Below are 21,245 nucleotides of genomic sequence, written 5' to 3'. Positions count from 1 at the left end.
CGAAGGGGACCCGGACTGGCGTTATACTCTACCAAAGAGTGAATACTCATTGAGTTCTGTAGGCTAAAACTCAACGCTTTGTAAATAGTGGTATCCCCTAGGGGATTCGAACCCCTGTTACCGCCGTGAAAGGGCGGTGTCCTAGGCCTCTAGACGAAGGGGACCCGGACTGGCGTTATACTCTACCAAAGAGTGAATACTCATTGAGTTCTGTAGGCTAAAACTCAACGCTTTATAAATAGTGGTATCCCCTAGGGGATTCGAACCCCTGTTACCGCCGTGAAAGGGCGGTGTCCTAGGCCTCTAGACGAAGGGGACCCGGACTGGCGTTATACTCTACCAAAGAGTGAATACTCATTGAGTTCTGTAGGCTAAAACTCAACGCTTTGTAAATAGTGGTATCCCCTAGGGGATTCGAACCCCTGTTACCGCCGTGAAAGGGCGGTGTCCTAGGCCTCTAGACGAAGGGGACCCGGACTGGCGTTATACTCTACCAAAGAGTGAATACTCATTGAGTTCTGTAGGCTAAAACTCAACGCTTTATANCGAAGGGGACCCGGACTGGCGTTATACTCTACCAAAGAGTGAATACTCATTGAGTTCTGTAGGCTAAAACTCAACGCTTTGTAAATAGTGGTATCCCCTAGGGGATTCGAACCCCTGTTACCGCCGTGAAAGGGCGGTGTCCTAGGCCTCTAGACGAAGGGGACCCGGACTGGCGTTATACTCTACCAAAGAGTGAATACTCATTGAGTTCTGTAGGCTAAAACTCAACGCTTTGTAAATAGTGGTATCCCCTAGGGGATTCGAACCCCTGTTACCGCCGTGAAAGGGCGGTGTCCTAGGCCTCTAGACGAAGGGGACCCGGACTTACGTTTAGACTCCGTAAGGGAGTGAATACTCATTAAACCCTGTAGGCTAAGGTTTAACGCTTTAATTAGTTAGATGGTGGAGCCTAGCGGGATCGAACCGCTGACCTCAACACTGCCAGTGTTGCGCTCTCCCAGCTGAGCTAAGGCCCCTCACTAACTAAATCACTTTTGAGTGCACCGCGAACTATTCGTTGCCTGTGTCTCAACTGCGTGGCGCATTCTATGCAGCGCACCCAAAAGAGTCAACCCGTTTTTTAGGAATTTATTCTATTTGCTACAAATTCAATCGCTTTGGAGATTCTTTGCTCTGTACGAGCCTTCCCAACCAAGAATATGGTTAAATCTACAGCAGGAGACATACCAGCACCAGTTACAGCTACGCGTAATGGCATACCGACTTTACCCATTCCTACTTCTAATTCAGCAGCAGTATCTTCGATTGCTTGATGAATTGCTTCTAAAGTCCACTCATTTAGACCAGCTAATTTAGTTTGGAATAACTGTAATGGCTCAAGTGCAACACCTCTTAGGTGCTTTTTAGCAGCTGTTTCGTCAAAATCTTCGAAATCTTCAAAGAAGTAACGGCTAGATGCAGCAAGTTCTTTTAGTGTCTTAGCACGCTCAGACAATGCAGAAACCACTTCAGACAGTTTTGGACCATTGCTTATATCAATGTTTTGATCAGCCATGTGCCACTCAAGGTGAGAAGCGACATATTCTGGATCAGATTCTTTAATATAGTGCTGGTTTAACCAAAGCAGTTTTTCGGTATTAAAAGCAGAAGCTGCTTTGTTGATATCATCAAGGCTAAAGAATTGCTTCATCTCATCGATAGAGAACACTTCTTGATCACCATGAGACCAACCTAAACGAACTAGATAGTTAAGTAGTGCTTCAGGTAAATAACCATCATCACGGTATTGCATAACACCAACAGCGCCATGACGCTTAGATAGCTTAGCGCCATCATCACCTAAGATCATCGATACGTGTGCATATTCAGGTACTGGTGCACCTAATGCTTTAAGGATGTTGATCTGACGTGGTGTATTGTTGATATGGTCTTCGCCACGAACAACACAGGTAATTCCCATATCCCAATCGTCAACTACTACACAGAAGTTATAAGTAGGCGTGCCTTCAGTACGAGCAATGATAAGATCATCTAATGTACTGTTGGCAAATTCGATACGGCCACGTACGTGATCATCGAATACTACACTACCTTCAGTTGGGTTTTTGAAACGCACAACAAATGGCTCATCAGTATCACGTGGTGCTTTATCGCGGCAGCAACCATCATACTTTTGTTGCTCACCATTCGCAGCTTGCTCTTCACGCATCGCTTCAATACGCTCACGGCTACAGTAACACTTATAAGCAGTCCCCTGCTCTAGCATCTGTGCAATGATTTCGTTGTAACGGTCAAAACGCTTGGTTTGATAGTAAGGACCTTCATCCCAATTCAGGTTAAGCCATTCCATACCTTCTAAAATTGCAGCGCATGCTTCAGGAGTTGAACGTTCAAGATCGGTATCTTCAATACGTAGAACAAACTCACCTTGGTTTGCGCGTGCATATAACCATGAATAAAGTGCTGTACGAGCACCACCAACGTGCAAAAAGCCCGTAGGGCTTGGAGCAAAACGCGTCTTAACTGTCATAATGGACATTGACCTATGTAGAAAGTCTAAATAATAGACTGTACTAATGAATGTGGCGCATATTCTAACAGCCAAAAGGGCTAGGGAAAATAGATCTACTACTATATGGCAAATTTTGTGGGGAAAATCTGTCTTTCTTCTGTTTTGAATCTCTTCAAGTGTAAAAGCGGGCTTATCGCCCCCCTCTTTGGAAAAAGGAGCAAGAAACACTAGCACCTCTATATAGAAATGTTAGTAGATGACAACAATGGATACAGATAGTGATGCACATTGAAGTGCTGCACTCTAGAGCATAGAGCTCCCCTCATTAGCATTACTTATAAATTAGCGTTCCTAATGTGGAGACGATCAAAGCAAACTAAAACAGCTTCGCTGCCGATATGAAAGTGTAAAAAACAGATAGACTCGAAGAAAAGCACCATAAAAAGAAGTGCCCTTAAGAAGTACCCTTATAAAGTGAGCCGATATAGCGCTAGAGTCCGCGTATATTTTCAAGCTAATTTTTAATCATTTTTTGCATTAATAGCGCAGCTCTGATTAACTATGCATCAACACGCGCAAAATTGAACCGTAGTCTTTATTTTATCTAAAAAAAGCGTTGACAGTAGATCGTTCCTCCCTATAATACGGCCCCACACAGCGAGGTCGATTAGCTCAGCTGGGAGAGCACCTCCCTTACAAGGAGGGGGTCACTGGTTCGAGCCCAGTATCGACCACCATTCTTTTYATARAGAATTAAAWCATTRTGTAAATCCCAGGTCGATTAGCTCAGCTGGGAGAGCACCTCCCTTACAAGGAGGGGGTCACTGGTTCGAGCCCAGTATCGACCACCATTCTTTTCATARAGAATTAAAACATTATGAAATCCCAGGTCGATTAGCTCAGCTGGGAGAGCACCTCCCTTACAAGGAGGGGGTCACTGGTTCGAGCCCAGTATCGACCACCATTCTCTAGTTTGCCTCTTTTTTAGAACTTCCTTCTTATAAAACATCTTAAATTAATTCCACCGTATCTTTGTCACTCAAGAACGTTCTCTACTATTCTTTTAGAATCACCTTTAGTTGGACAAACCTTATGGCAGATGTCAGTCAATCAGCTTCATTAGCAAGTATTGCGGCCTATTTAAAACTGACCTACCAATACGATCAAGACACCGCACTTGTGGAAGCAAAATCAGTTATGAAAAACCTCGTCCAAATGCGCCAAAAAGGTTTTATTACCGGTTGGTATTTCGACGAAAATGGTCATCTTGAGCTGTTACCTAGCGATCACGTGATGGAGCAGATAAACCCTAACAAATAGAGGGGAATCAGCAGCCGTTATAGCCTTAATCACAAACGACCAATCACATACTGACAAACAATAAGGCTCGCGCCCTTCCCCTCTTGCCAAATTTAGCTATGACTCCATCACTAACGGACCACAAGCAGACTTAGGCTGGATCAGTTTAAATACCACCACGCTCAGTACCGCTAAGCCTAGCACCGATCCCAACACCACGCCTTGCCACCCCCATAACAACCAAAATGGCAATAAATAGGGGCCACCTATTGCTGCACCAAGGTAATAGCTACATAGATAAAGCGCCGTCGCTTTTGCTCTGTGTTCCTTTGCACGATAAGCAACCCATGCATTACAACTACTGTGAATTAAGAAGAAACCAAAGGCCGAGATCAAAAATCCTACAAAGATCGCCCCTAAACTATCGAACAGAGTGAGTAGACTCCCTGAAAATAGCGCTAGCACAGAATAGATAAAGACTCGCTTTAGCCCAAGTCCAGCAACCCATTTAGCCGAACAATAAGAGGCATAGGTTCCACTCAGGTAGCAAAGGAAAATAAGTGTCACTTCAAATCGCCCTAGCTTAAACGGGCTATCCATCAAGTGAAGCTGAATATAGCTAAATTGGTTTACCATCACCATGAAGGCAAGTCCACCGACAAGGTATATAAGCCGTAGCTTAGGGTCGGCTAAATGGTGGCAAAAACCATTAAAGTCTGAGCGCTTTAGCGGCCATCGGCCTAATTCAATTTCAGGCTTAACGAAGTGACTCTTAGGCAAAAGATAACTCACAATAAGCGTACCACTCAAAGAAACAGCGGTTAATAAAGCCATCGCCTGTTGCCAGTCTAGATACTGTGCCATCCCCCCACCTAGCAAACGCCCAACTATGCCACCAACACTATTGGCGGCAATATAAATTGCCCCAGCTTTTAACAGCGCATTGCTACCTAACTCATCTTTAAAATAGGCCATCGCCATTGCAGGAACAGAAGCAAGCAGTGCTCCCTGCAGCATTCTCAGTAAGATCAATTGATTAAACTCAGTAATGAACAAGGCGCAAAAATCGAGTACAACTAAGAGATACAGACTAATAAGGATAGGTTTTTTACGGCCAACACGATCGGAAAGTACTGCAAACAACAACAGTGAAAACGCCATGGTAAAACTGGTTACCGACAACAATAACGTTGCATGACTCTTAGTTACGGAAAATGAGTCCGCAATCAGTGGCAACATGCCTTGGACTAAATATAAATTGATAAAAATAACCATAGAAGCGAGAGATAAGCTGATGATAAGGCGGATCTCGCTAGCATCTTGCCTCTGTGGACTGAGGGTATTCATGGATAACTAACTCAAAATGTTTAATTACTCGATAGCATACCAATGGCTAACACATAAGAATAACAACTAAAAAATGCAAAAGTTATTGATTTTTGTTATAGCAACTTTAAAGTAGAAACCTTATCAACGGCCCAACATTAATACTGAACCAATACAGGAAAAGGCGCTAAACAAAGAGTGAGCGTCGATTAAAAAATAGAAAGAGTCCACATGGATATTAGGCAGTTAAAGTATTTAGATGCATTGATTACAGCAGGTAGTTTCACTAAAGCTGCCGAGCAACTCAATATGGCCCAGCCAGCATTGAGCCAGAGCATTAAGCGACTCGAGCAGGAGCTTGGTGTCACGCTAGTTGATAGAGGCCCGAACAAAAGCAGTAAATCAATTTCGCTGACGGCCGAAGGTAACGCCCTGCACCAACATGCCAAGTTGATCATCAAGAAAATGGCGCAAGCTGAAGCACATATCAAATCGATGGCGAATCTCACAATGGGCGAAGTCAGGGTCGCTGTGCCGGGCATGCTCGGCTCATACTATCTTCCTAGTCGTTTAATGGCGTTTCGCCACCAGCATTCACAGCTAAAGTTATCTCTGTTCGAAGGTGGAACCCGCGATACACTCAGAATGCTGCAAAATGAAGATGTCGATATCGCTATTATTACCGCCAACGATCTCACCGATGAATTTGACAGTCACCTGCTACTACAAGAACAGATGGTAGTTGCTGTTGGTAAAGAGCACCCACTTGCTAAATCCGAAGCGGTAACGCTAGAAGCGTTTTTCCAACATGAACTGGTATTCTTTAAGCCTGGATATTTTCATCGTGATTGGATGCTCGAACAGGCCGAGCAATTGGGACTTAAAGCGAATATTGCATTTGAAACAAATCTGATTAACCTCATTAAACAGGTGGTAGCACAAGAATATGGAATAACCAGCGTACTAGAGATGGTGATAGAGAAACACGATAACATCTGCGCTAAACCCTTCTGCCCGCCTATATTTTTAGACTTGCATATCGCCTGGAAAAAGCAACGCCCTATCAGTCAAGCTGACAAGGCATTCGTTGAGTTCCTCATGCAAAACCGTTAACTATACCAATGCTCGTTATTACGCTCGATATGAGGCAATCCGTTCTGCAAATTTCTCGCAAAACTGCTAGCAACACTTAAGCATTAACGAGCATATAGCAGTTAACTTGCGTCCAATTGGTTTTCTGGAACTGCATCTATGAATGCTTGCAGAGTCAAGCAGTGTGCGTTTATACGCTCAATATTCGGGTATGGACTCATGTCGACCTTAAAGCGTTTGGCGTTATATACCTGAGGCACTAAACAGATGTCGGCTAGGCTTGGGCTATCACCAAAGCAGAAAATCCCGCTATGTCGCGCTAGTTGCTTTTCTAATGCGCCAAAGCCCTCTTTAACCCAATGATGATACCAAGCCGTTTTGCTTTCATCGGCAATATCTAGCTCACTAGCCAAATATTGCAATACTTTAAGGTTATTAAGCGGGTGAATTTCACAAGCCACCGTTAGCGCCATTGCGCGCACAACAGACTTATCGAGCGGCAAGCTAGGCAGAAGTGCAACCTCTGGATAAACCTCATCAAGATATTCAATAATAGCGAGTGATTGAGTTAACACGCGCTGCTGACCATTATCTTCAATAATAAGACTGGGCACTAACTCTTGAGCGTTTATCCGTTGGTATTCGTCCTTATGCTGCTCACCACCATCTTTAACCAGATGTACTGAGACCTGCTCTGCAACGAGTGACTTTAGATTCATCGCGATACGTACGCGATAAGCGGCACTTGAGCGCCAGTAACCGTATAGTTTCATCTGAGTACCGTCCTTATTTAAAAATCGGTATATCCATTACAACTAGGTAGCCTATTTATAAAAAAGGCTAACTCCTAAGAATTAGCCTTATCAGCTCTATAATCAACAAGGTACTAGACCTTATACTCCACGACTTGCTGGTCAATCGAACCAAAGATGCTGTTGTTGTTTTCATCGAGCATTTCAATACGAACCCGATCACCAAAGCCCATGAATGAGGTCGTTGGCTTACCCTCAGCTATGGTTTCAAGCATACGAGTCTCGGCAAGACAGCTAGAGCCTGCGCTGCGATCATAGTTTGAGATAGTACCAGAACCGATAATCGCTCCCGCGCCAATAGGACGGGTTTTAGCTACATGAGACACCAGTTGGCTAAAGTTGAATGTCATATCCACACCCGCATTAGGACGACCAAATAGCTCACTATTAAGATGAGTAATTAACGGCAGATGAATCTTAGAGTCCTGCCACTTATCTTCTAGTTCATCAGGAGTCACCGCCACAGGTGAAAAGCTACTCGATGGTTTTGATTGGAAGAAGCCAAATCCTTTTGCAAGCTCACCCGGAATAAGGTTTCTTAGCGATACGTCATTCACTAGCATCAGCAACTTAATATGTTGCTCGGCATTTTCAACGGATACGCCCATGGGGACATCATCGGTGATCACTGCAATTTCAGACTCAAAATCGATGCCCCACTCTTCGCTTGCTAGCGGGATATCAGCCTTAGGCGCGATAAAACAGTCTGAGCCTCCCTGGTATACCAGCGGATCTGTCCAGAATGTTTCTGGCATCTGGGCACCACGGGCCTTACGCACTAACTCAACATGGTTGACGTAGGCACTACCATCGGCCCATTGATATGCGCGTGGTAGCGGCGACAAACACTTAGACTCATCAAAGTCTACCGCGTTATCCATCATCCCCTTGTTTAAAGCATCATACAGCTCTACTAACTGTGGGTTCAGCAACTCCCACGCATCCAGCAGTTGCTGCATCGTATGAGCAATAGCAGGTACGGCAACAGCCTTGGTCAAATCTTTGCTAACCAACATTAGTTGACCGTCACGGCGTCCATTATCATAACTTGCTAACTTCATCCTCACTCCTAATAAATTGTGGCTTGGCTGCGATACGTGCTTTGTTCTTTTGCGTTAGCAGCGAGTTTTTACCAAAATCGAAATATTGGTCATCATTCGAGACTGGGTCATAGAATGACATCAACTCGCTACCCAGTGGAATAGTGTGAACAAAATCACAGTTAACCACTTTAACCCCACCAATGTAAACTTATTGATACAACCTTCAATTAATAGGCTAATGACGCTCCTTTTAATCAGTCACAGCCTATCTAAGCATGAGTCGACGGCAAACTATTTTTACACCTACCTGGGTTTGTTTATCTTATATTCCCGTAGCTTGTTAGCAATTGCCGTATGTGAAACACCTAACTTCTTAGCCAACTGTCGCGTACTCGGATAGGCAGGATAAAGCCTGCGTAAAAGGCTCGCTTCAAACTGTTTCATCGCCTGCTCGAGGCTGCCCTCAAACTGGTGGTCGAAGTACCCAAAGCCTTCTGCATAAGAAGGTAACTTTAACTGCTCAACAGTAAGCTCGGCATTTCCATCCCACATAGATACCGCCCTAAAGATCGCATTTTTAAGTTGGCGTACGTTACCCGGCCATGCATACCCCAGCAAATGCTCTCTACACTCTCCGGATATACGACGAATAGGTATAGATAGCTGCTGGCTATAATGCTCTAGGAACATCTCTGTAAGCGGAATAATATCGACTTTGCGCTCACGTAAAGCTGGTACGTGAAAGCTCAATACGTGGATGCGGTAATAGAGATCTTCTCTAAACTCGCCACTTTGGCATAATTCGGCAAGATTCTTCTGAGTCGAGCAGATGATCCGCACATCGCTGCGGATCTCTTCATCACCGCCTACTCGCCTAAAAGTACCATCTTGGATGAATCGTAATAGCTTAACCTGAGCCGACTTTGACATCTCGGCAATCTCATCGAGAAAGATTGTTCCGCCCTTCGCTTCCTCAATAAAGCCACGCTTAACGACACTGCCATTGCTAACGAAGCCAAAAAGCTCCTCTTCGGCCGCACTGTCAGGCATAGCAGCACAGTTAATGGCGATGAAAGGGTGTTCACGGCGCATACTGGCATCGTGGCAGGCTCGAGACATCAACTCTTTACCAGTCCCCGTCTCACCGGTGATCAATAAAGGCGCATCAAGCTGTGCCATACGACGTGCTTGAACCAGCACCTCCTTCATCTTGTCACTGGTTGCCAATACATTTTCAAAGCCACTCGATTGGTTTTGCAATGCATTAAACTGCTTACCTAATCGCGCAGGGGATTTTAGCGATACCACGGCACCAGCTAAAATAGGGGTATCACTGCCGCTATCAGGCAGGTAAATGGGCAACATTTCGGCTAGGTACTCATTTTCACCTATGTTCACCCGTGTCGCTTGGGCCAGCACGGTTGACTCACTCAACCAACGACTAAAGCTAAAACCATGAACCCAATGGTTTATCGGCTCATCGATCACCTCGTGCTCAGCCATACCCACGGTATGCAAGGCCGATTCATTAACGATACGGATCCGCCCTTTGACATCGATAGAAAACACCGAATCAGGTAAGGTTTTTAATAGGGTTTTTAAGGCGTAGTGCTCCTGCTCTGACGGCATGAAGGATACGGTACGCACATCATGTACGCCTTCGACTTTTCGAATTAGCGGCAATAACTCACTGAGTGTATCAAAACTGACTTCGGCAAATTGTAGATAAAGAAAACCTTGATTACTTGCATCAATCGCAAACAAGTTGATCCCATAGTCTTCCATGATCAATAAGATATCTTTCGCAAGACCGACACGGTCCAAACAGCTGACTTCCAAGCGCATACTATTGCAGTTCCCTTTTTTAAATACTCGTTATTGGGATAACACTACTTACCAGAAGTGAATAAGCTCGGTCTGTGAAGCAGGCTTATAGCAACATGCACTTCTGTAATCGCCTATACGTTAGAAGTTTATCGCTGCGGTGGCAAGACTTGTTTACAGTGGATTTGTAACATTCTATACGAAATAGCCAAGAAGCTCTCGGCTCTGGCTCCTCAAACACTTCGCAGCTAAGGCGCAGCGTAGACACGAAAAGCGAGCAACCCCGTTTATCAGTGAAAACACAAAATAACAAGGGGCTGCAACAACAAGAATCGCTGACGGTTTGGCTTGCGATGGACGCATCAGCTAGAGCCTAGCAGCTTTTCTTTTAGCGCAAGCTTTTAATCTAGCAGCGCATCTGTCTTGGCCGCCATGATGAAATCATTCTTATGTAAACCCTTTATCGAGTGAGACCACCAAGTAACCGTAACCTTCCCCCACTCAGTCAAAATGCCAGGGTGATGAAAATCGGCTTCAGCTAAATCAGCCAACTTATTGGTAAACGCCATTGCCAACTTAAAATTCTTGAACTTATAAACACGCTCTAATTGCATAATACCGTCGCGAACCTCAACCCCCCAATCAGGGATTTTTGCGATCAATTGTGCGAGCTCCTCATCTGTGACTTTCGGTGCATCTGCTTGGCAGGCTTCACATTTCATTTGCGCTAATTCAGTCATTTCTGTTCCTCAAACAATTCATTATTTTCTTATTCAACATTCAATACTTAAAGCTTAATCTTTACTTAACCCGCCTTAGCAGGGAATGTCGGTTTAAATAATCCCAAGCTTTGCGCTTTTTTTACCGCAGCCATAATGTCCATCTCGGCTATCATCCCCAAATCACAGACATTCTCGATGGCGTAATAGATTGGCTGCATAATATCAATTCGATAGGGCGTGCGTAGTACATCGACTAAGTCAAACGGTCTGATCTCAGGCTGATCTCCCATAACATATATGGTCTCACCTGGAGAGCTTAAAATCCCTCCTCCGTAGATCCGCAGCTCATCACTTTTAGAACGCAGTAAACCAAACTCGACCGTAAACCAATAAAGCCGAGCTAAAAAAATACGCTCCTCTTTACTCGCTGCAAGCCCTAATTGCCCGTACTGATGAGAGAAATGGGCAAAAGAGGGGTTAGTGAGCAGTGGGCAATGTCCAAAGACCTCGTGGAAAATATCTGGTTCTTGCAGGTAATCAAGCTCCTCACGGCTACGGATAAAGGTCGCCACGGGAAAGGATTTATTTGCCAAAAGCTCAAAGAACTTACCAAATGAGATAAGCGCTGGAACCGCCGCCGTTTTCCAACCTGTCGCTCGCTGTAATACATTGTCAATTTCCGCTAGCTGCGGGATCCTACCTTTGGCGAGATCAAGTTTATCTAACCCCTCTAGGTATTCTTTACAGGCTCGTCCCGGCAGATTAACGCTCTGTCTTTGATATAGCTCAGACCAAATTTCATGTTCGGTTTGAGGGTAATCAATATACCCATTCACATCTGGTAAGCGCGCTGTATATTTTTGCTGTTTGCTCATAGTTGTTTACTCATGTTACTAGCCACTAGCTAAAGCAAATCGCTTTATGTAGTACTCGGCTAGTGGATGATAGAGTGCTTACTTCATACTTAACTAAAGCTGCAAATTTGTTAACCCGATCACAGTTTATTCTTCGCTCTCAAACCTCAACTCTATGTAACAATAATTTTACACATCGAATATATTCATCCCCTAAAACTATCTAGCTGTAGACATTACTCCCGTATATAAAAATTGACATTTAAACTCAGAAGGCACAAGAAGCAACTCTTAAACTCGGGCATTCACGATTCATTGATAGGATTGCCTCTATCAGATGAAGTCTGCTCTGCTGTTTTTTCTCAGACACTTAGCCTATAAAACAGCCAAGGTTGAACATAAAGTAATAAATAAATTTAATATACAGCTCGCTTTCAGCAAATCTTCCCCAATACTTCCCTGTTTCAGTATAGAATGTAGGTTTGTATGGCAACTCCTGATTTAGAATAGATAGGATTAGAATGAAACAACATAAAATTCTCAAGGCAGTCATCCCTGTAGCAGGCCTTGGAACGCGCATGCTTCCAGCCACGAAAGCTATCCCAAAAGAGATGCTGCCGGTTATGGACAAACCACTGATCCAGTATGTTGTCAACGAAGCTATCGCTGCTGGAATTAAAGAAATTGTCCTAGTAACCCACGCCAGTAAAAACTCCGTTGAAAACCATTTCGATACCAGCTTCGAGTTAGAAACCCAACTTGAGCGCCGCGTTAAGCGTCAACTGCTGGCTGAAGTACAGGCTATTTGCCCTGACGACGTCACCATTATCAGTGTACGCCAGTCTCAAGCGAAGGGCTTAGGCCACGCGATTTTATGTGCCAAGAGCATTATTGGTGATGCACCATTTGCCGTGCTGTTACCGGACGTGCTCATCGATGACGCAAGCAGTGACTTAAGTAAAGAGAATCTCGCCGAGATGGTTACTCTTTATAATAAAACTGAAGTTGGCCAAATCATGGTTGAAGGCGTGCCTCATGAGCTTGTTAACCAATATGGTATTGCCGATATCAATGGCGAAGAGCTAAAGCCAGGAGAGTCACTGCCGTTAACTCAATTGGTAGAGAAGCCAAGTGTTGAAGATGCACCATCTAACCTAGCCGTTGTTGGTCGCTATGTATTGCCAGCCGAAATCTGGACTTATCTAGCTAAGACTCCGGCTGGTGCCGGGGATGAAATTCAGCTAACCGATGCGATCGCCATGCTGATGGAAAACCAAACGGTAAATGCATATTACATGCAAGGTAAAAGTCATGACTGTGGTAATAAGCTGGGCTATATGCAAGCTCACGTGGAGCATGCGCTTCGTCACAAGGAAATTGGCCCTGAGTTCGCTGAATACCTAAAGGCTGTGGTTAAGACGCTTAAGTAACAGACTCTTAAACCCTGTCCAGATGAAAGGATTTTAAATAATGACGATTTTAGTGACCGGCGGTGCCGGTTATATCGGCAGCCATACCGTTGTAGAGCTACTCAACAACGGTAATGACGTTGTTATCTTAGATAACCTCAGCAACTCCAGTGTTACCGCACTTGAGCGAGTCGAGCAGATCACAGGTAAAGCGGTTACATTTTATCAAGGTGATGTTCTTAATAGAGCCTTCTTACAAAAACTGTTCGCAGATCATGATATTAAGTCAGTGATTCACTTTGCAGGCTTAAAAGCTGTAGGTGAGTCAGTTGCACAGCCACTACGTTACTATGAAAATAACGTCACAGGTACAATCGTATTATGTGAAGTGATGGCAGAGTTTAACGTTAAAAACCTCGTATTTAGCTCATCTGCTACAGTGTATGGCGACCCGGCAAGTTTACCTATCACCGAAGAGTTTCCTACAGGGGCTACTAACCCCTACGGTCAATCCAAGCTGATGGTTGAGCATATACTAGCCGATCTTTATCACTCAGATAATAGCTGGAACATCGCCTTATTAAGATACTTCAACCCAGTTGGTGCTCATGCAAGCGGCTTAATTGGTGAAGATCCAAATGATATTCCTAATAACTTGATGCCGTTTATCACTCAAGTTGCTGTCGGTAAACGTGAGCAATTAAGCGTATTTGGCAGTGATTACGATACTGTCGACGGTACAGGTGTTCGCGATTACATCCATGTGGTCGATCTCGCTATCGGGCATTTACGAGCACTAGATAAGCTAGCTACTCAATCAGGATTGGTAACCTACAACTTAGGCACGGGTCAAGGTTACAGTGTACTAGAGATGGTTAAGGCATTTGAAAAAGCAAGCGGCACAACAATCAAATACCAACTGGTAGACCGTAGGCCTGGTGACATCGCGGCATGCTATGCAAACCCAGAAAAGGCTCATAAAGAACTAAACTGGCAAGCGACTCATAGTATCGATGATATGGCGCAAAGCAGCTGGCTCTGGCAGTCGACTAACCCTAATGGTTATCAAAGCGAAGGCTAAGTAGAGAGGGACGCTACGCTGCTAGGACGTGACTTCGTCACTGCGAGAGCGTCGCGTTGCGACTTCTAGGCTCTACATAACCCATTATGTAGGTTAGGATTTAACTCATCACATTCTTATGAAATATAGAAGAAGCGATGACATAAATGCCGACCTACATAGAAATGACTCTAGGTTTTACAACATAAACCAAAGCTTGATCTAATCAGCTTCTTCTTTTCCTAGAACCTAGTCGCGAAGCGTCCTCGTACCTTTTTAAATAAAGAGTAAACAGATGAGTAGCATTAACCAAAGCAGAAGAAGACTTTTCAGCCGCAAAAAGAATGATGCCGTTCGTCCTCCGTGGGTAAAGCAGGCAATCGAATTTACCGATGAATGTACCCGCTGCGATAAATGTATCTCAGCCTGCGAAACACAAATCATCATCAAAGGCGATGGTGGCTTTCCTGAAGTTGATTTTAAAATTGACGAATGCACATTTTGCCAAGAATGCGCCAATGTCTGTCCAGAAGCCATTTTTGAAAACACCGACACAGCTCCTTGGCAGGTAAAAGCCAACATTCAAGATAATTGTATGGCATATCAAGGTATTTGGTGTCAAAGCTGCAAAGATGCCTGTGATCCCCGCGCTATCAGTTTCTCCTTAGCCATCGGCAAAGCCCCTCTTCCTAAAATTGATATCGAAGCATGCACTGGCTGTGGCGCTTGCGTAGCCCCCTGCCCATCGACAGCAATTCTGGTTCGCAACGTATAAAAACAGCCAAAAATATGACGTATGAGCGCCAAATTTAAGTGGTTTTGTTTCCTTTAATTTCAAGGTAACATCTAAGCAACTTAGACTGACTGTGGCACGATTATGTTTAGAAAAAAAAGAAGCGGCGGGTTAACTTTTATCGCTCAAGGCACCCAGTTTACGGGTGAAACAGAGTTTGCAGCAGAGGCTCTTATTGCTGGTGAGATCTTCGGTAAAGTGCGCTCCAGTGGCAATATAACTATCGAGCAAGGCGGACTAGTCGATGGTAAGCTTCACTGCTCAGAACTGCGAGTATCAGGCACCTTCCGAGGTAAGTTAACCTGTGAAAAACTGAATATTACCAGCACAGGTCTAGTTGATGGCGAAGTTAACTGTCAGTCGATGGAAATTTTTGAGGGTGGCCAATTTATCGGTATGCGTGTAAGAGACGACATCGCCTTCCTACCTTCCAAATCAACGCCAAAGCAAGAACACAATAAACCCTCTCAAGAAGATAGCATTGAAGATGCGGAGTTAAGCATCAGCTAAGCATTCATTAAACCTTAGCCTGCTCACAGCCCTCTTTATTCAACCTGCATAAAAGCTCTGCGCTACAAAAGCTCAGAGCTTTGCTGCTTATAGTCTCTGAGTAATTTAAGAAACTCATCAGCAGGCCTGTCTATCGTATCCGTTGCGATAAATAGGTGATAACCTAAGTGTGAATCCAATATTCGGCAGCGATGGCCAAACATAGCTAACACGCCCTTATAACGATCATTATTTTCGATAAAAGGGGTAAACTCTGCACACATCTGACTCTCTAATGCCGATAGGTCTTCATCTTGAGCAGAAGCAGTCATCAATAGAGGTCGCTGTTCGGTTAATAGCCCCGCAGCCAGCCTCAATGAAATACATTCTAAAACCGGGCTGACCCGTTTAAGCTTAATTCCAATATAAGGTAAGGTCAGCATGTCGAGTCCCTGTGAGACTCGTGGTTGGTCGACTCGTTGAATATTCTGCCATTCAATCACCACCTGCCCGCGGCGATGAAAATAAGTTATCCCCTCTTTGGTCAACTCTACCGTCACTTCTGGTTCAACCAATTTCGAACCGCCCAGCACCAGCGCTATAGCCCCCAAGGCAAAACAGATAATTCCCGGAGCAAATAAGTGACTTCCAGATAAAAAAAATCCAAGCCCCAAAACGACGCCTAAAATGCCAACGAAAGTCAGCGTAAGCCCATTACGTTTATTGATGGGTCTTATAAATACAGCTTCATCTATCAACTTCACATACTCTTATTGTTTATGGGCACAGCGGATATCGCGAACCCTAGCAGGTTATCAAAGAAGGTTCTAGGTGCTAGATTCTAGGGCGTTCGCAAGCTCACTGCTAGAGCGGCCTACGGCCTGCTAGGAAAATCAACAGCTTTTGCTTCTTCGTCTCAGCTTATTCCGCGAATGAGCCAGCGAACATTCCGTAAGGCCGCAGGCCATTCCACCTTAGCTCTAACCGTCTCAGCTTTTACCTAGAAGTCGCAACGCGACGCTCTCGAAGTGACGCAGTCACGCCCTAGAAGCGCAGCGCCCTTCTTAGCTTTCCCTAGGACCTAGTATCTTCTTTTTCATGTTTCAATTTAAACCAAAGCAGCCCCATATACTCATGAATAGCGCGCTGAGAATTTAACAAACTCTGCGCATCGAAGCGCCACCAATAGGTCTCTCTTTGCGCAAAATCGGTCGGGGCGGCAGAGACATTTAACTGTGCATCGGTAAAAATCGCCATTGCTCTAGGCATATGGCTGGCCGACGTAACTAGCCTGAAAGGTGCATCGCCCACCTCCCATTTCATAAACTGCGCTTCTTCGATGGTATCCTTCGCCAAAGGAAATTTTATAATGGACTGTGAGGCAACCCCTAATTCAACGGCAGCATCAAACATCACATCGGCGTGGGAACGCGTAGAAAGCCCCCCGCTCCAGCCACTCACCACCAATTTACAGTCCTGACCAAGAGAAAGCTGGCGTACCCCCTCTGTCAATCGAGCCAAGGCAGTGTTAGAAAGTTGCTGAACTGCGGGCAAATTTGCATTTTCATCATGCCCGCTGCCAAGTACCATCACCAAGCAGCCTTTTCCTATTGGTTGACTGTTTACTGAATATTGATCTTCTAAAGGAGCCAGCAACCAATTACTGCCCCAGCCACTACTCAAAATGATCAGTAGGGTTGCCGCTAACACTAATAACGCTTTTGAAGAGCGACGATTACGCATGACTAGGTAAGCAAGCACAATTAATAACAGTAATAAGGGGACTGGCATAAAAAGCTGCGAGATAATTTTTTTTACCCAAAACATAAAGCAATGGCCGATATTAGATGAAAAATATTTATGGAGTGTAGCATGTTATTATAATCATTAATGTTATCCGCTGTAATTCATGGCTAGATAGCAAAACACTATCAATCACCACCTATCCCACAAATAGGCTTTCACTCACATATTACAGCCAAGCCGCGCCACGCACACCCGATGCACTTCCATACATGTTTTGTACCACAGGAGTACGACATTCCCCGCCCAATACATACCTAGGTAAAACATCGGGCAGTAACGAATAAATAGCACTAATATTCGATACCCCACCACCGAGCACAATAATGTCAGGGTCTAGCACATTGATAACATGAGCGAGAGAACGGGCGAGCCTGTCGATATAACGCTCAAATGCTGCAGTTGCTAGTGCATCACCTTGTTGCATAAGTGAAACGATCTCAGCGCCATTTGTCGCTCGTCCACCAGCAAGTTGATAGTCCCGAACAAACCCTGTGCCAGAAATAAATGTCTCAATACAATCTTTATTGCCACAAAAGCAACTGGTTGAATTAAACTCTTCGGCGGCCATCCAGGGTAAGGGATTATGGCCCCACTCTCCGCCAATGCCATTACCACCGCCATGGACTTTACCGTTAATGGCAATACCCGCACCACACCCTGTACCTATTATGACTCCAAACACTACAGATTTTCCTGCCGCCGCGCCATCGACGGCCTCAGAAACCGCAAAACAATTGGCATCATTTGCCACTTTTACTTCTCTGTCTAAACGCTTCGCTAAGTCGGTATCGAGGGCATGGCCGTTAATCCAAGTCGAATTGGCATTTTTAACAAGGCCTGAAAAAGGGGAAATAACACCGGGGATCCCAACGCCAACACTGCCTTTTTGCCCAAGCTGCAACTCGGCTTCATTAACTAATGCCTCGATAGCTTCTAGAGTCAAATTGTACTCTCTTGGCGTTGCAACACGCTTACGAAACAGCTCATCACCGTTATCGCTAAGTGCTACTACCTCTATCTTTGTGCCACCAAGATCGACGCCTATCCGCATGTGTTCCTCCATAGAAGTTATTAACTATTGCTTTAAATCGTTAAAGTAAAATAAAGCCCATTGCCCAAGAAGCGAATCACCTCTCTGCCTACTCCCAATGAGGTGCGTAGGCGATAAAATAGGGGTTCAATATGTCAGACTTTTGATTGTAATTCAGCCGAATATTGGTGTCATATTGCAATACTCGTCCACCAGCGCTTTCCAATACCGCTTGCGCCGCGGCAGTATCCCATTCACTCGTTAACCCTAGACGAGGGTAGATCTCCGCTTTCCCTTCAGCTAATAAGCAAAACTTAAGCGAGCTGCCTACACTTTTAATCTCGTACTCACCAATCTCTTGCAGATACGCCTCTAATCCGGGGCTTGCGTGAGAGCGACTACCAACGATTCGAGGAATACGTGAGTTATTGCTATCCGCTTTAGGTAATTTGATTTGATTCCCGGCATGCTTTAACCAAGCTCCACTGCTCAGTTCACCATAAAAGCACTTATCCAGTACTGGCGCGTAAACGACACCCGCTATAGCCCTATCCCCCTCAATGAACGCAATATTCACCGTAAACTCGCCATTGCGCTTGATAAACTCTTTGGTGCCATCAAGAGGATCTATTAACCAGTAAGATTGCCAATGGCGTCTCTGCTGCCAATCTATATCTGTTGACTCTTCTGACATAACAGGAATATTGGGGGTCAACTGCGCCAGTCTTTCCACAATCACCCTATGACTGGCTAGATCGGCAGCAGTAACCGGGCTGTCGTCGGCCTTGGTCACGACTCCGAGATCGTCTTTGGCGTAGATAGCCATAATGGCATCACCGGCTTCAGTCGCAATATCGACCAGCTGCGCTAACCATTCTTGTTTAAATATCTGGCTCAAAGTGAGTTATCTCTATAATTTATTAAGGTATTAATCCCATTATGCCAGTATTTAACAATAAAAATTAATAACCAAAAAATCATTCTAGGTTTAAAACAGACTAAGGGGGAGAGCTAGGTTCTAGAGAGCTAGGTTCTAGAGCGCTTCGCTTCGAGATCGTTCGCAAACTCACTGTTAGAGCGCTTCGCTGCTAGAAAAGCAAAGACAAGATAAGTGCCAGCCTAGACTTTGACTCCTTTCCTGCTGTTGCTTGTCAGTTTTTGCCTATCCATCTTAGCTATTACCTATAAATCGCCATAGCACAATCTCGAAGTGACGCAGTCACACCTTAGAAGCGTAGCGCCCTTCTTTTGCTTATATGTCACAGTTTGTGACTAACTATCGATTCATCTTGCTTAATACTACCTGTCAGCAGTGAAATCCTCTAAAATGCGCCCCATTAACAAAAGGGATCCCAATGAAACTCAAATTATTATCTGGATTGTTACTGCTTAGCTGCAGCTCAGTGCAAGCGGCGTGGTGGGTAGAACCGACTGACTTACCATTAAGAGCTGATATTCAATTGCTGTCTGATACTGGCGTGATTGTTCAGCCAATCACCACTTACCCGCTAATGTGGGATGGTATTAAGCAAGATATGGACAAGGCGGATCAGAATGCCCTGTCTAGCCTACAGCGTGATGCGTTCGAGAGAGTTACCCGAGCATATGAGCACGGTCATCGTGGCATGAGCAGTAAGATAGAGCTTGCTGGCGGTTCAGATACCACACGCTTTATCGGTTTTGGTCAAGACTATCGCGATAAGGCCGAAGCAGCGGTATCGGCTGAGGTGACCAAAGATTGGTTTAGTGGTCGCTTAGCGGCAAGTTATCACTACGACCCTATCGACGGTAATAGCACGCGTTTAGATAATAGTTTCGCAGCAGTGATGCTAGGCAACTGGATTGTCAGCGCCGGCGCACAGCAAAAGTACTGGGGACCGGGCTGGGATAGCGGCCTTATTCAAACCACTAACGCCCGACCTATGCCAGGCATGACGTTTAGCCGTAACAACAGCCAAGCATTCGAAACACCATGGCTTAACTGGATTGGTCCTTGGACCTTTACCACCTCATTTAGCCAGATGGAAAGTGATCGTTATGTACCAGATGCCAAACATTGGGGGGCACGCGGTACCTTAAGACCTATCTCTCAGCTCGAGGTAGGTTTCTCATGGACCATGCAATGGGGCGGCGAAGGTTACGGCAACAGTTTAAGTGACTGGTGGGACGGCCTGTTTAACGGCGGAATGAGCGAAGGCGAAGTCACAAATGGCCAAGAGAATATGCTCGCGGGCTATGATTTCCGCTGGTCCGATACCGCTTTTGGTATTCCTTACGGTATCTATTATGAGCGTATTCATGAAGACTATCATAACGGTAAGAACAAGCTGATCAACTCAGCCAACATGGGCGGCGTCGACTTCTTTTTAGCAGATATCAATACCCGCATATTTGTTGAATACTCTGATACCCAAGTGGCCTGCGGTATTGATTCAAATGCCTATAATTGTCTTTATGAGCATGGCTTCTATAAAAATGGCTACCGCTATTATGGAAAGAGCTTAGGCAGCACCTATGACAACGATGCCACAACCTTAGTGATTGGCGGTATTACTCAGATAGGCGGTGGACAAAACATCAGCAATAAATTCCGCTACCTAAGACTTAATACCGATGGCACAGATACAGCTAACCCTGAAGGCGGTAACCCTGTATCACCGGGCGAGTATGAGCGTGTATATCAGTTCGATACCAGCTACCACAGACCTTTCTATCAAGGTACCTTAAAGGTCGGCGGCACAGTGGGTTACAGTCAATATGTCACTTCAGGTGGTAATGACTGGGATACGACGATTTACGCTGGCTGGGAAAGAAGTTTTTAATTAATAAATCGGCAAAAGCTAAGACGATAAAAGCCGATTTAAACACAGACGGTACAAGCTAAACGAACTTCATTTAGCTTCAGAGGCAAAAGTAGTCCTAGCTGCTTTTGCCTTTTTTACAAAAGAACTAGGGCGCTTCGCTTAGAGGACGTTCGCAAGCTCACTGCTAGGACGGGCTACGCCCTGCTAGAAAAAGCAAAAAACAAAGCACCGTATCGTCCACTTCTTTGTTTTCCTGCTTTTTCGTCTTAGCTCGTTCCTAGAACCTGCTTTTTCTGCCTTTAAGTAGGTTGGGCTTGAGCCCATCAGTCTTACAGTTAATACACCTAAAGTTACGGCATAAATG

The 21,245-nt window shown here is 44.9% G+C and carries 18 protein-coding genes and 9 tRNA genes; 10 read left to right on the top strand and 17 right to left on the bottom strand.

Features of this window, described 5'->3' with window-relative positions:
• Positions 1–88: 88 nt before the first annotated feature.
• From L1D44_RS14480 to gltX, 7 genes are all read right to left on the bottom strand, one after another.
• Positions 89–164 (bottom strand) — tRNA-Glu (locus L1D44_RS14480).
• A gap of 78 nt (positions 165–242) precedes the next feature.
• Positions 243–318, bottom strand: a tRNA-Glu gene (locus L1D44_RS14475).
• Positions 319–396: 78 nt separating this feature from the next.
• Positions 397–472 (bottom strand) — tRNA-Glu (locus L1D44_RS14470).
• A gap of 162 nt (positions 473–634) precedes the next feature.
• Positions 635–710: transfer RNA gene (locus L1D44_RS14465), tRNA-Glu, on the bottom strand.
• Positions 711–788: 78 nt separating this feature from the next.
• Positions 789–864: transfer RNA gene (locus L1D44_RS14460), tRNA-Glu, on the bottom strand.
• Between the two features lie 82 nt (positions 865–946).
• Positions 947–1,022 (bottom strand) — tRNA-Ala (locus tag L1D44_RS14455).
• Between the two features lie 104 nt (positions 1,023–1,126).
• Positions 1,127–2,536: a glutamate--tRNA ligase gene (gene gltX / locus L1D44_RS14450; protein ID WP_239891705.1), complete on the bottom strand. Its 1,410-nt coding sequence runs from the start codon at positions 2,534–2,536 to the stop codon at positions 1,127–1,129.
• 643 nt (positions 2,537–3,179) lie between these two features.
• Here gltX and L1D44_RS14445 point away from each other — a divergent pair.
• From L1D44_RS14445 to L1D44_RS14430, 4 genes are all read left to right on the top strand, one after another.
• A tRNA-Val gene (locus L1D44_RS14445) sits at positions 3,180–3,255 on the top strand.
• A gap of 38 nt (positions 3,256–3,293) precedes the next feature.
• Positions 3,294–3,369, top strand: a tRNA-Val gene (locus tag L1D44_RS14440).
• Between the two features lie 37 nt (positions 3,370–3,406).
• A tRNA-Val gene (locus tag L1D44_RS14435) sits at positions 3,407–3,482 on the top strand.
• 128 nt (positions 3,483–3,610) lie between these two features.
• Positions 3,611–3,838, top strand: a complete 228-nt coding sequence (locus L1D44_RS14430) for a hypothetical protein (RefSeq protein ID WP_239891703.1) — start codon at positions 3,611–3,613, stop codon at positions 3,836–3,838.
• Between the two features lie 96 nt (positions 3,839–3,934).
• Here L1D44_RS14430 and L1D44_RS14425 read toward each other — a convergent pair whose 3' ends face one another.
• The gene (locus L1D44_RS14425) at positions 3,935–5,164 is read right to left on the bottom strand and encodes an MFS transporter (protein ID WP_239891701.1); all 1,230 of its coding nucleotides are present in this window, start codon (positions 5,162–5,164) and stop codon (positions 3,935–3,937) included.
• A 210-nt stretch (positions 5,165–5,374) separates the two neighbouring features.
• On the opposite strand from L1D44_RS14425, the gene L1D44_RS14420 reads away from it, so the two are divergent.
• Positions 5,375–6,256 carry a LysR family transcriptional regulator gene (locus L1D44_RS14420; RefSeq protein ID WP_239891699.1) on the top strand — a complete coding sequence of 294 codons (882 nt, stop codon included), beginning with the start codon at positions 5,375–5,377 and terminating at the stop codon, positions 6,254–6,256.
• Positions 6,257–6,357: 101 nt separating this feature from the next.
• On the opposite strand, the gene maiA is transcribed toward L1D44_RS14420, so the two are convergent.
• From maiA to phhA, 5 genes are all read right to left on the bottom strand, one after another.
• A complete protein-coding gene (gene maiA / locus L1D44_RS14415) occupies positions 6,358–7,008 on the bottom strand; it encodes a maleylacetoacetate isomerase (protein ID WP_239891697.1) in 651 nt (216 codons plus the stop codon).
• A gap of 113 nt (positions 7,009–7,121) precedes the next feature.
• Entirely contained in the window at positions 7,122–8,108 is a 987-nt protein-coding gene (locus L1D44_RS14410) for a fumarylacetoacetate hydrolase family protein (protein WP_239891695.1), read from the bottom strand.
• A 285-nt stretch (positions 8,109–8,393) separates the two neighbouring features.
• Positions 8,394–9,935 (bottom strand): transcriptional regulator TyrR, encoded by a 1,542-nt coding sequence (gene tyrR / locus L1D44_RS14405; RefSeq protein WP_239891693.1) that lies wholly within the window; start codon positions 9,933–9,935, stop codon positions 8,394–8,396.
• Positions 9,936–10,315: 380 nt separating this feature from the next.
• Entirely contained in the window at positions 10,316–10,654 is a 339-nt protein-coding gene (locus L1D44_RS14400; protein ID WP_239891691.1) for a 4a-hydroxytetrahydrobiopterin dehydratase, read from the bottom strand.
• A 65-nt stretch (positions 10,655–10,719) separates the two neighbouring features.
• Complete coding sequence (gene phhA / locus L1D44_RS14395) at positions 10,720–11,511, bottom strand: phenylalanine 4-monooxygenase (protein WP_239891689.1); 792 nt, start codon at positions 11,509–11,511, stop codon at positions 10,720–10,722.
• A 500-nt stretch (positions 11,512–12,011) separates the two neighbouring features.
• Here phhA and galU point away from each other — a divergent pair, with 500 nt between their 5' ends.
• From galU to L1D44_RS14375, 4 genes are all read left to right on the top strand, one after another.
• Positions 12,012–12,920 carry a UTP--glucose-1-phosphate uridylyltransferase GalU gene (gene galU, locus L1D44_RS14390; protein WP_239891687.1) on the top strand — a complete coding sequence of 303 codons (909 nt, stop codon included), beginning with the start codon at positions 12,012–12,014 and terminating at the stop codon, positions 12,918–12,920.
• A 40-nt stretch (positions 12,921–12,960) separates the two neighbouring features.
• Positions 12,961–13,980 carry a UDP-glucose 4-epimerase GalE gene (gene galE, locus L1D44_RS14385; RefSeq protein WP_239891685.1) on the top strand — a complete coding sequence of 340 codons (1,020 nt, stop codon included), beginning with the start codon at positions 12,961–12,963 and terminating at the stop codon, positions 13,978–13,980.
• 274 nt (positions 13,981–14,254) lie between these two features.
• Positions 14,255–14,734, top strand: a complete 480-nt coding sequence (gene napF, locus L1D44_RS14380) for a ferredoxin-type protein NapF (RefSeq protein ID WP_239891683.1) — start codon at positions 14,255–14,257, stop codon at positions 14,732–14,734.
• 102 nt (positions 14,735–14,836) lie between these two features.
• Complete coding sequence (locus L1D44_RS14375; protein WP_239891681.1) at positions 14,837–15,262, top strand: polymer-forming cytoskeletal protein; 426 nt, start codon at positions 14,837–14,839, stop codon at positions 15,260–15,262.
• A gap of 62 nt (positions 15,263–15,324) precedes the next feature.
• Here L1D44_RS14375 and L1D44_RS14370 read toward each other — a convergent pair whose 3' ends face one another.
• From L1D44_RS14370 to cysQ, 4 genes are all read right to left on the bottom strand, one after another.
• Positions 15,325–16,005 carry a DUF2982 domain-containing protein gene (locus tag L1D44_RS14370; RefSeq protein WP_239891679.1) on the bottom strand — a complete coding sequence of 227 codons (681 nt, stop codon included), beginning with the start codon at positions 16,003–16,005 and terminating at the stop codon, positions 15,325–15,327.
• A 310-nt stretch (positions 16,006–16,315) separates the two neighbouring features.
• On the bottom strand, positions 16,316–17,068 hold the full coding sequence (locus L1D44_RS14365) for a YdcF family protein (RefSeq protein WP_239891677.1): 753 nt from the start codon (positions 17,066–17,068) through the stop codon (positions 16,316–16,318).
• A gap of 145 nt (positions 17,069–17,213) precedes the next feature.
• A complete protein-coding gene (gene mak / locus L1D44_RS14360; RefSeq protein ID WP_239891675.1) occupies positions 17,214–18,098 on the bottom strand; it encodes a fructokinase in 885 nt (294 codons plus the stop codon).
• An 88-nt stretch (positions 18,099–18,186) separates the two neighbouring features.
• On the bottom strand, positions 18,187–18,975 hold the full coding sequence (gene cysQ / locus L1D44_RS14355; RefSeq protein ID WP_239891672.1) for a 3'(2'),5'-bisphosphate nucleotidase CysQ: 789 nt from the start codon (positions 18,973–18,975) through the stop codon (positions 18,187–18,189).
• Positions 18,976–19,432: 457 nt separating this feature from the next.
• On the opposite strand from cysQ, the gene L1D44_RS14350 reads away from it, so the two are divergent.
• Positions 19,433–20,899, top strand: a complete 1,467-nt coding sequence (locus L1D44_RS14350; protein ID WP_239891670.1) for a capsule assembly Wzi family protein — start codon at positions 19,433–19,435, stop codon at positions 20,897–20,899.
• Positions 20,900–21,245: the final 346 nt, after the last annotated feature.

Source organism: Shewanella sp. Isolate13, assembly GCF_022398325.1.
GTDB lineage: Bacteria > Pseudomonadota > Gammaproteobacteria > Enterobacterales > Shewanellaceae > Shewanella.
This window is presented reverse-complemented; position numbering and strand designations above follow the sequence as displayed.

What these genes read in the sequence shown, in the direction of transcription:
- gltX (WP_239891705.1), bottom strand. Translation starts at nt 2,536, where the DNA reads ATGACAGTTAAGACGCGTTTTGCTCCAAGCCCTACGGGCTTTTTGCAC.
- L1D44_RS14430 (WP_239891703.1), top strand. Translation starts at nt 3,611, where the DNA reads ATGGCAGATGTCAGTCAATCAGCTTCATTAGCAAGTATTGCGGCCTAT.
- L1D44_RS14425 (WP_239891701.1), bottom strand. Translation starts at nt 5,164, where the DNA reads ATGAATACCCTCAGTCCACAGAGGCAAGATGCTAGCGAGATCCGCCTT.
- L1D44_RS14420 (WP_239891699.1), top strand. Translation starts at nt 5,375, where the DNA reads ATGGATATTAGGCAGTTAAAGTATTTAGATGCATTGATTACAGCAGGT.
- maiA (WP_239891697.1), bottom strand. Translation starts at nt 7,008, where the DNA reads ATGAAACTATACGGTTACTGGCGCTCAAGTGCCGCTTATCGCGTACGT.
- L1D44_RS14410 (WP_239891695.1), bottom strand. Translation starts at nt 8,108, where the DNA reads ATGAAGTTAGCAAGTTATGATAATGGACGCCGTGACGGTCAACTAATG.
- tyrR (WP_239891693.1), bottom strand. Translation starts at nt 9,935, where the DNA reads ATGCGCTTGGAAGTCAGCTGTTTGGACCGTGTCGGTCTTGCGAAAGAT.
- L1D44_RS14400 (WP_239891691.1), bottom strand. Translation starts at nt 10,654, where the DNA reads ATGACTGAATTAGCGCAAATGAAATGTGAAGCCTGCCAAGCAGATGCA.
- phhA (WP_239891689.1), bottom strand. Translation starts at nt 11,511, where the DNA reads ATGAGCAAACAGCAAAAATATACAGCGCGCTTACCAGATGTGAATGGG.
- galU (WP_239891687.1), top strand. Translation starts at nt 12,012, where the DNA reads ATGAAACAACATAAAATTCTCAAGGCAGTCATCCCTGTAGCAGGCCTT.
- galE (WP_239891685.1), top strand. Translation starts at nt 12,961, where the DNA reads ATGACGATTTTAGTGACCGGCGGTGCCGGTTATATCGGCAGCCATACC.
- napF (WP_239891683.1), top strand. Translation starts at nt 14,255, where the DNA reads ATGAGTAGCATTAACCAAAGCAGAAGAAGACTTTTCAGCCGCAAAAAG.
- L1D44_RS14375 (WP_239891681.1), top strand. Translation starts at nt 14,837, where the DNA reads ATGTTTAGAAAAAAAAGAAGCGGCGGGTTAACTTTTATCGCTCAAGGC.
- L1D44_RS14365 (WP_239891677.1), bottom strand. Translation starts at nt 17,068, where the DNA reads ATGTTTTGGGTAAAAAAAATTATCTCGCAGCTTTTTATGCCAGTCCCC.
- mak (WP_239891675.1), bottom strand. Translation starts at nt 18,098, where the DNA reads ATGCGGATAGGCGTCGATCTTGGTGGCACAAAGATAGAGGTAGTAGCA.
- L1D44_RS14350 (WP_239891670.1), top strand. Translation starts at nt 19,433, where the DNA reads ATGAAACTCAAATTATTATCTGGATTGTTACTGCTTAGCTGCAGCTCA.